Source organism: Streptomyces sp. C (assembly GCF_000158895.1).
GTDB classification, from domain to species: domain Bacteria; phylum Actinomycetota; class Actinomycetes; order Streptomycetales; family Streptomycetaceae; genus Streptomyces; species Streptomyces racemochromogenes.
Genome location: NZ_GG657750.1, coordinates 6,210,160 through 6,217,573 on the forward strand (window position 1 = coordinate 6,210,160; position 7,414 = coordinate 6,217,573).

General features: G+C 75.9%; 7 protein-coding genes and 1 pseudogene. 3 read left to right on the forward strand and 5 right to left on the reverse strand.

The window, feature by feature from the left end:
• The first annotated feature begins 95 nt into the window (after positions 1–95).
• The 3 genes from SSNG_RS27920 to SSNG_RS27930 are packed head-to-tail and all read left to right on the forward strand — an operon-like array spanning position 96 to position 3,506.
• Positions 96–1,355, forward strand: coding sequence for a cobalamin biosynthesis protein CobG (locus tag SSNG_RS27920; protein ID WP_241695132.1), 1,260 nt, complete (start codon positions 96–98; stop codon positions 1,353–1,355).
• 4 nt (positions 1,356–1,359) lie between these two features.
• Positions 1,360–2,007 carry a precorrin-8X methylmutase gene (locus SSNG_RS27925; RefSeq protein WP_007267284.1) on the forward strand — a complete coding sequence of 216 codons (648 nt, stop codon included), beginning with the start codon at positions 1,360–1,362 and terminating at the stop codon, positions 2,005–2,007.
• Positions 2,004–3,506, forward strand: coding sequence for a precorrin-2 C(20)-methyltransferase (locus SSNG_RS27930; protein WP_007267285.1), 1,503 nt, complete (start codon positions 2,004–2,006; stop codon positions 3,504–3,506). The genes SSNG_RS27925 and SSNG_RS27930 overlap by 4 nt, the downstream gene beginning before the upstream one ends.
• 127 nt (positions 3,507–3,633) lie before the next feature.
• Here the strand turns inward: SSNG_RS27930 and SSNG_RS27935 are convergent, their stop codons facing one another.
• The 5 genes and pseudogenes from SSNG_RS27935 to SSNG_RS27955 form a co-directional block, all read right to left on the reverse strand.
• Complete coding sequence (locus SSNG_RS27935; RefSeq protein ID WP_007267286.1) at positions 3,634–4,149, reverse strand: hypothetical protein; 516 nt, start codon at positions 4,147–4,149, stop codon at positions 3,634–3,636.
• 172 nt (positions 4,150–4,321) lie between these two features.
• On the reverse strand, positions 4,322–5,089 hold the full coding sequence (locus SSNG_RS27940; RefSeq protein WP_007267287.1) for a cobalt-precorrin-6A reductase: 768 nt from the start codon (positions 5,087–5,089) through the stop codon (positions 4,322–4,324).
• Positions 5,079–5,828 carry a precorrin-4 C(11)-methyltransferase gene (cobM, locus tag SSNG_RS27945; RefSeq protein WP_007267288.1) on the reverse strand — a complete coding sequence of 250 codons (750 nt, stop codon included), beginning with the start codon at positions 5,826–5,828 and terminating at the stop codon, positions 5,079–5,081. The genes SSNG_RS27940 and cobM overlap by 11 nt, the downstream gene beginning before the upstream one ends.
• On the reverse strand, positions 5,825–7,075 hold the full coding sequence (locus SSNG_RS27950; RefSeq protein ID WP_007267289.1) for a bifunctional cobalt-precorrin-7 (C(5))-methyltransferase/cobalt-precorrin-6B (C(15))-methyltransferase: 1,251 nt from the start codon (positions 7,073–7,075) through the stop codon (positions 5,825–5,827). The genes cobM and SSNG_RS27950 overlap by 4 nt, the downstream gene beginning before the upstream one ends.
• A pseudogene (locus tag SSNG_RS27955) lies at positions 7,072–7,414 on the reverse strand (MFS transporter); the annotation flags it as partial. The pseudogene SSNG_RS27955 and the gene SSNG_RS27950, both read right to left, overlap by 4 nt.

The window sequence follows — 7,414 nt, forward strand, 5'->3', positions numbered from 1 at the left end:
GTGGTGGGGTGGGGGAGGGGGGAGGGGGGGAGGTGCTGGTCGGGGTGGCGACGGACACAGGTCGGGGGTGGGGAATCGTGGGTATGCTCGCGGCCATGCCCCAGCCCCCCTCCGCCGCGTCGCGGGACAAACCCGCCGTACGCGACCGCGGCGACGCCTGCCCCGGCGCGCTGCGGCTGCACGCCGCCGACGACGGGTACCTGGCGCGCGTCCGGATCCCCGGCGGGCTGCTCACCACCGCGCAGGCGGCCGTGCTCGGGCTCGCCGCGGACCGGTTCGGGGACGGGCACCTGGAACTCACCTCGCGCGGCAACGTCCAGCTGCGCGGCCTCGCCGACGGCTGCGGCGCCGGCCTCGCGGAGCTGCTCGACGGTGCCGGGCTGCTGCCCGCGCCCGGCCACGAGCGGGTCCGCAACGTCGTGGCCTCCCCGCTGGGCGGGCCCCTCCTCGTGCACCGGGTCCGGGAGCTGGACCGGCTGCTGTGCGCCAGCGCCCGGGCGACGGGCCTGTCCGGGCGGTTCCTGTTCGCCCTCGACGACGGGCGCGGGGACGTCGCCGCCCTCGACCCCGACGTGACCGTGCTCGGCAGCGGTGACCGGGTGCTGGTGCGGCTCGGAGCCGCGGCCGGAGCCGTCGAGGTGGCCGCGGGCGACGCGCCCCGGGCGGCCCTGCTGGCCGCCGAGTACTTCCTCGACGCCGTCGACGCGGCCGGGACCCGGGCCTGGCGGGTCGCCGAGCTGCCCGACGGACACGCCCTGCACGACGGGGAGTTCGCCCTGCGGCTGGCCGCCGCCGGCATCGGCGCCGACCGCCTGCCCGAGGTGGCCTGGCCGCACGCGCAGCCGCCCCGGCCCGGCGCACACGGAGACGCGCTGTGCGTGCTGCCCCCGCTCGGCCGGCTCGGCTCCGCCCAGTGGCGGGCGCTGGCCGACGTCGCCGACGCCGCCGGCGGCGGGCTGCGCGTGACCCCGTGGCGCAGCGTCGTCCTGCCCGGCGCGGCCGCCCTCGGCCCCGCCGACGGCCGTGCCGCGCTGGAGGCGGCCGGCCTGGTGACCGGGCCCGGCGGGCCCTGGCAGACCGTCACCGCCTGTACGGGCAGGCCCGGTTGCGCCAAGTCCCTCGCGGACGTGCGCGCCGACGCGCGTGCCGTCGTAACGCAAGACCACTCCGCGGCCGCGCTGCCCGTGCACTGGTCCGGGTGCGCCCGCCGGTGCGGACACCCGCGCGGCACCGCCTGGGTGGACCTGGTCGCCACCCCCGACGGGTACGAACTCGACGGCCGACCGACCCCGTTCGCAGACCTCGCGGCCGCCCTCACGGCCGCACGCACCACCACACCACCCGCATCGCAGTGAAGAAATGAGCGAGTACACCGTGTTCGAGTACGAGAAGGACGGCGCCGCGATCTACCGCCAGTCCTTTGCCACGATCCGCGCCGAGGCGGACCTCTCCGGGCTGCCCGCATCGGTCGCCCAGGTCGCGGTGCGCATGATTCACGCCTGTGGCATGACCGACCTCCCCCAGGACCTCGGCTACACCCCCGACGTCGTCCTGCGGGCCCGCGCGGCCCTGCACGCCGGCGCGCCGATCCTGTGCGACGTGCAGATGGTCGCCAGCGGCGTCACCCGCAAGCGGCTGCCCGCCGACAACGACGTGGTCTGCACCCTCTCCGACCCGGCCGTCCCCGCCCTCGCCGCGAAGATGGGCACCACGCGCAGCGCCGCCGCCCTCGAAGTCTGGCGCGACCGGGGCCTGCTGGAGAACTCCGTGATCGCCGTCGGCAACGCGCCGACCGCCCTGTTCCGCCTGCTGGAGATGATCGAGGAGGGCGCCCCGCGCCCCGCCGCCGTCATCGGCGTGCCCGTCGGCTTCATCGGCGCCGCCGAGTCCAAGGACGCCCTCGCCGCCCACCCCTCGGGCCTCGACCACCTCATCGTGCGGGGCCGGCGCGGCGGCAGCGCCATCGCGGCCGCCGCGATCAACGCGATCGCGAGCGAGGAAGAATGAGCGACCGTCAGAACGCCAAGGGCAAGCTGTACGGTGTCGGGCTCGGGCCCGGCGACCCCTCCCTGATGACCCTGCGGGCCGTCGAGGTGATCGCCGAGGCGGACGTCGTCGCGTACCACAGCGCCCGCCACGGCCGCTCCATCGCCCGCTCGATCGCCGCGAAGCACCTGCGCTCCGACCACGTCGAGGAGCCGCTGGTCTACCCGGTCACCACCGAGACCACCGACCACCCCGGCGGCTACCAGGGCGCGATGGAGGAGTTCTACGAGGACTCCGCCGCCCGCTTGGCCGCGCACCTCGACGCCGGCCGCACCGTCGCCGTGCTCGCGGAGGGCGACCCGCTCTTCTACGGCTCGTACATGCACATGCACAAGCGCCTCGCGGACCGGTACGAGGCCGAGGTGATCCCCGGCGTCACCTCCGTGAGCGCCGCCGCCGCCCGCCTCGGCACCCCGCTCGTGGAGGGCGAGGAGGTGCTGACGATCCTGCCCGGCACCCTGCCCGAGGAGGAGCTCACCGCGCGCCTCGCCGCCACCGACTCGGCGGTCGTGATGAAGCTCGGCCGCACCTTCCCCGCCGTCCGGCGCGCCATGGAGGGCAGCGGCCGGCTCGCCGAGGCCCGCTACGTCGAGCGCGCCACGATGGAGGGCGAGCGGACCGGGGTCCTCGCGGACACCGACCCGGACAGCGTCCCGTACTTCGCCGTCGCCGTCGTGCCCAGCCGCATCGGCAACCCGGGCAGCGTGCCCTCCGGCCCCGGAGAGGTCGCCGTCGTCGGCACCGGCCCCGCCGGGCCGCTGTGGCTGACCCCGGAGACCAGGAGGGCGCTGGCCGACGCGGAGGTCCTCGTCGGCTACACCACCTACCTGGACCGGGTGCCGGTCAAGCCGGGGCAGGTGCGGCACGGCTCCGACAACAAGGTGGAGTCCGAGCGGGCCGAGTTCGCCCTCGACCTCGCCCGGCGCGGCAAGCGGGTGGCCGTCGTCTCCGGCGGCGACCCCGGCGTGTTCGCCATGGCCACCGCCGTCCTGGAGGTCGCCGGGCAGGCCGCGTACGAGGACGTCCCCGTACGGGTGCTGCCGGGCGTCACCGCCGCCAACGCGGCGGCGGCCGCGGCCGGGGCCCCGCTGGGCCACGACTACGCCACCATCTCGCTCTCCGACCGGCTCAAGCCGTGGGAGGTCATCGCGGAGCGGCTGCGCGCGGCCGCCGCCGCCGACCTGGTGCTCGCCCTGTACAACCCGGGCTCGCGCAGCCGGACCTGGCAGGTCGCCAAGGCCCGGGAGCTGCTGCTGGAGCTGCGCGCGCCGCAGACCCCGGTGGTCGTGGCACGGGACGTGGGCGGCCCGGAGCAGTCGGTGCGCGTGCTGACGCTGGCCGAACTGGAGCCGTCCGAGGTGGACATGCGGACGATCCTGCTGATCGGCTCCTCGCAGACCCAGGTCACGCGGCGGCCCGACGGCTCGCACGTGACGTGGACGCCGCGCCGCTACCCGTGAGCCGGGGGCGGGCGCCGAGGCCCTGTCCCGGGCCGGAGCCGGAGGCCGGCCACCCGCCGCAGTGAGCGGCCCCGGACGTCCCCTGACCCCCACTTCCCTTCGGGGTCAGGTGGACGTCGGGGTCCCGTCAGACGAGGTGGATCGTGAAGCGCCTCACGACCGTGGGGGTCGTGGGGGGCGTGGAGATCGTCTTGGAGTGGACCCAGCCGCGAGCCTTCTTGTACTTCCCGGTGCCGCCGGTGATCGCGCTGTCGAAGGGGCCCTGGTCGAGGTAGTTGAAGTACACCCCCTGCGTGGTGAGCTGGCCGCCCGGGAGGATGTAGGTCACGAGGCACTGCTCCGCTTCATCGGCGCCGCCCCGGGTGGTGACGCAGCTGCCGTGGGTCTCGCCGATCCGGTTGTGCTCCTCGTCGAAGAGGAGCGAGCGGACGACGACTTGATCGCCCTGCTTGGGGCTGCCGGGGGTTTCGGGGAGGACGGGGAAGCGGGTCAGCTGCTGCACCTCGGCCAGGACCGTGATGGTCCGGCCCTTGTCCCCGGCCCGGTCGGAACCGGTGTCCGTCGCGGCGGCCGCGACGGGGGTGCAGGCGAGGAGGGTGGCCAGCGTGGCGGCGCCGAGGCAGGCCGCTCTGATGGGGCGCATCGTGCGACTCCTGAGGTTGATGTCCGGGAATCACCGGATGGCGAACCTCCATCCGATTGCGTTCGATTCCCTTCATAGCCCCGACTCCGCTGCGCCGGGGAGCACCCCGGCACGAACCACCGGCACATCCAGCCGGTCGGACCAAAGCCGGTCGGACCAAAGCCGGCCGGCGTCAGTCCCGGCGGAGCCAGTCCAGGACCGCCTCCACCGAAGCGGCCCGCGCCACGTGCTCCGGGACCGGGGGCCGGCGTACGACCAGGACCGGGATGCCGGCCTCGCGGGCGGCGGTGAGCTTGGGTGAGGTGGCGTCGCCGCCGCTGTCCTTGGTGACCAGCACGTCGATCCGGTGCCGGGCCAGCAGCTCCCGTTCCTCGTCCAGCCCGAACGGGCCCCGCGCCAGCAGCACTTCCAGCCGCGGCGGCATCGGCGCGGCGGGCGGGTCCACCGACCGCACCAGGAACCAGGTGTCGGTGAGGTGCGCGAAGGAGTGCAGCCCCATCCGGCCGGTGGTCAGGAACGCCCGGCCGCCGAGCGACGGCAGCACGGCGGCCGCGTCGGCGAGGGAGTCCGCGAACGTCCACTCGTCGCCCGGCCCCGGCGTCCACCCCGGACGGCGCAGCGCCAGCAGCGGCACGCCCGTGAGCGCCTCCGCCTCCGACGCGTGGAAGCTCATCCGCTCCGCGAAGGGGTGGGTGGCGTCGACCACGTGCGTGACGCCGTGGCCGGTGATCCAGCCGGCGAGCCCCTCGACTCCGCCGAAGCCCCCGATCCGGGTCTCGCCCGGGGGGAGCACGGGCGCGGAGACCCGGCCCGCGAGCGAGGTCGTCACCCGGTACGGGGTCTCGCGGGCCAGCGCCTCCGCCAGCCTGCGGGCCTCCGTCGTACCGCCCAGGATCAGGACGTGCCGGCCGGCCGACGGCGCGGCGGGCTCAGCAGACATGCCGGTCGCGCTCGGGCGAGTACAGGTGGCTGTCGCGGAACTGCTCGGCGCCCAGCGTCCGGCCCACCACGATGACGGCGGTCCGCACCAGCCCGGCCGCCTTCACCTGCGCCGCGATGTCCGCCAGGGTCCCGCGCAGGATCAGCTCGTCGGGGCGGCTGGCCATCGCCACCACCGCCACCGGGCACTCGGCGCCGTAGTGCGGCAGCAGTTCGTCCACGACCCGGTCGACGTACCGGGTGGCCAGGTGCAGCACCAGCAGCGCACCGCTGCGGCCGAGCGTGGCCAGGTCCTCGCCGGGCGGCATCGGCGTGGCCTGCTGGGCGATCCGCGTCAGGATCACGGTCTGGCCGACGGTGGGGACCGTCAGCTCCCGCTTCAGGGCGGCGGCCGCAGCGGCGAACGCCGGCACGCCCGGCACCACTTCGTAGGGGATGCCGGCCGCGTCCAGGCGCCGCATCTGCTCGGCGACCGCGCTGAAGATGGACGGGTCGCCCGAGTGCAGCCGCGCCACGTCCAGGCCCGCCGCGTGGGCGCGTACGCATTCCGCGATGATCTCGTCCAGGTTCAGCTGCGAGGTGTCCACCAGCCGGGCGCCGTCCGGGCATTCGGCGAGGAGCTCGCGCGGGACCAGGCTGCCCGCGTAGAGGCAGACGGGGGCGGCGGCCAGGGTCCGGGCACCGCGCACCGTGATCAGGTCGGCGGCGCCGGGGCCCGCGCCGATGAAGTACACGGTCATACTGCTTCTCCTTGTGTCTTCGTGACCGACCACTGGGTGACCGGCATGGCCTGCCGCCAGCCCGTGAAACCGCCGACCGGCACGGCGTGCGCGACGGCCAGCTTCACCAGCTCGCCGCCGTGGCGCCGGTAGCGCTCCGCGAGGACCGCCTCCGACTCCAGGGTGACCGTGTTGACCACCAGCCGGCCGCCGGGGGCCAGCGCCGCCCAGGCCGCGTCCAGCAGCCCCGGCGCGGTCAGCCCGCCGCCGATGAACACCGCGTCGGGGGCCGGGAGTCCGTCCAGGGCGGCCGGGGCCGCGCCGACGACCACGCGCAGCGCGGGCACGCCGAGCGCGGCGGCGTTGCGGCTGATCCGTCCGGCCCGCTCCGGGACCCGCTCGATCGCCACCGCCCGGCAGGACGGGTGCGTACGCATCCACTCGATGCCGATCGACCCGGAGCCGCCGCCGATGTCCCACAGCAGTTCGCCGGGGGCCGGGGCGAGCGCGCACAGGGTCGCGGCGCGCACGTGGCGCTTGGTGAGCTGCCCGTCGTGCTCGTACGCGGCGTCGGGCAGGCCGGGGGTCGCGCCGAGCCGGGGCACGTCGGCGGCGGGGTCCCGGCGGCAGTCCACGGCGACCACGTTCAGCGGGTCGCCGGGTGCGCGGTGCCAGTCCGCCGCGGTGCCCTCGTACGCGTCCTCGCGCTCGGAGCCGAGCTGTTCGAGCACCCGCATCCGGCTCGGGCCGAAGCCCCGCTCTCGAAGCAGAGCGGCGATCTCGTCCGGGGTCGCCGCTCCGGCACTGAGCACCAGCACCCGCCGGCCCTCGTGCAGCGCCGCCGCCAGCCGGGCCACCGGCCGGCCGACCACCGTCACCACCTCGGTGTCCTCCACGGGCCAGCCCAGGCGGGCACACGCGTACGACACCGACGAGGGGTGCGGGTGGATCCGCAGGGCGTCCGGGCCCAGCTCCTCGGAGAGCGCCCGGCCGATCCCGTAGAACATCGGGTCCCCGCTGGCCAGTACGGCGATGCGGCGCCCCGCGTGCTCGGCCATCAGCTTCGGCACGGCCGGACGCAGCGGGCTCGGCCAGGCCACCCTCAGCCCGGCGCAGTCCGCGGCCGGCAGCAGGTCCAGCTGCCGGGGGCCGCCGATCAGCACCTCGGCCGATGCCAGCGCGGACCGCGCGCCGGCGGTGAGCCCGGCCCAGCCGTCGGCGCCGAGGCCGACGACCGTCACCGGTACGGGGGGTGCTGCGGAGCTCACTGCGCGGTACCTCGGGGAAGGGGAGAAGGGGAATGCGGCGGACGGATCCGCAGCCTATCGGGGCGCAGACCCGGCTCCAGTGCCAGGGTGACCACGATGGACACCGCCGCCAGCGCGGTGATCGCGGCCGCCGGGGAGGTGTACTGCGCAACCGCCCCGGCGAGGGCCGCGCACACCCCCTGCATCGTGAGCATCCCGGCCGAGTGCAGCCCGAGCGCCTGCCCCTGCGTCCCCTCGGGTAGCAGCGGTACGAGCCGCTCCTGCATCAGCAGCCCGGCCGCGTAGCCGGTCGACGCCACGGCGACGGCGGCCGTCGCGAGGACCGGCCCCGGCTGCAGG

Bases quoted from the DNA above. Each gene is read 5' to 3' on its own strand.
- cobM (WP_007267288.1), bottom strand. From the start codon at position 5,828: ATGACCGTGTACTTCATCGGCGCGGGCCCCGGCGCCGCCGACCTGATC.
- SSNG_RS27925 (WP_007267284.1), top strand. From the start codon at position 1,360: ATGAGCGAGTACACCGTGTTCGAGTACGAGAAGGACGGCGCCGCGATC.
- SSNG_RS27920 (WP_241695132.1), top strand. From the start codon at position 96: ATGCCCCAGCCCCCCTCCGCCGCGTCGCGGGACAAACCCGCCGTACGC.
- SSNG_RS27935 (WP_007267286.1), bottom strand. From the start codon at position 4,149: ATGCGCCCCATCAGAGCGGCCTGCCTCGGCGCCGCCACGCTGGCCACC.
- SSNG_RS27940 (WP_007267287.1), bottom strand. From the start codon at position 5,089: ATGTCTGCTGAGCCCGCCGCGCCGTCGGCCGGCCGGCACGTCCTGATC.
- SSNG_RS27930 (WP_007267285.1), top strand. From the start codon at position 2,004: ATGAGCGACCGTCAGAACGCCAAGGGCAAGCTGTACGGTGTCGGGCTC.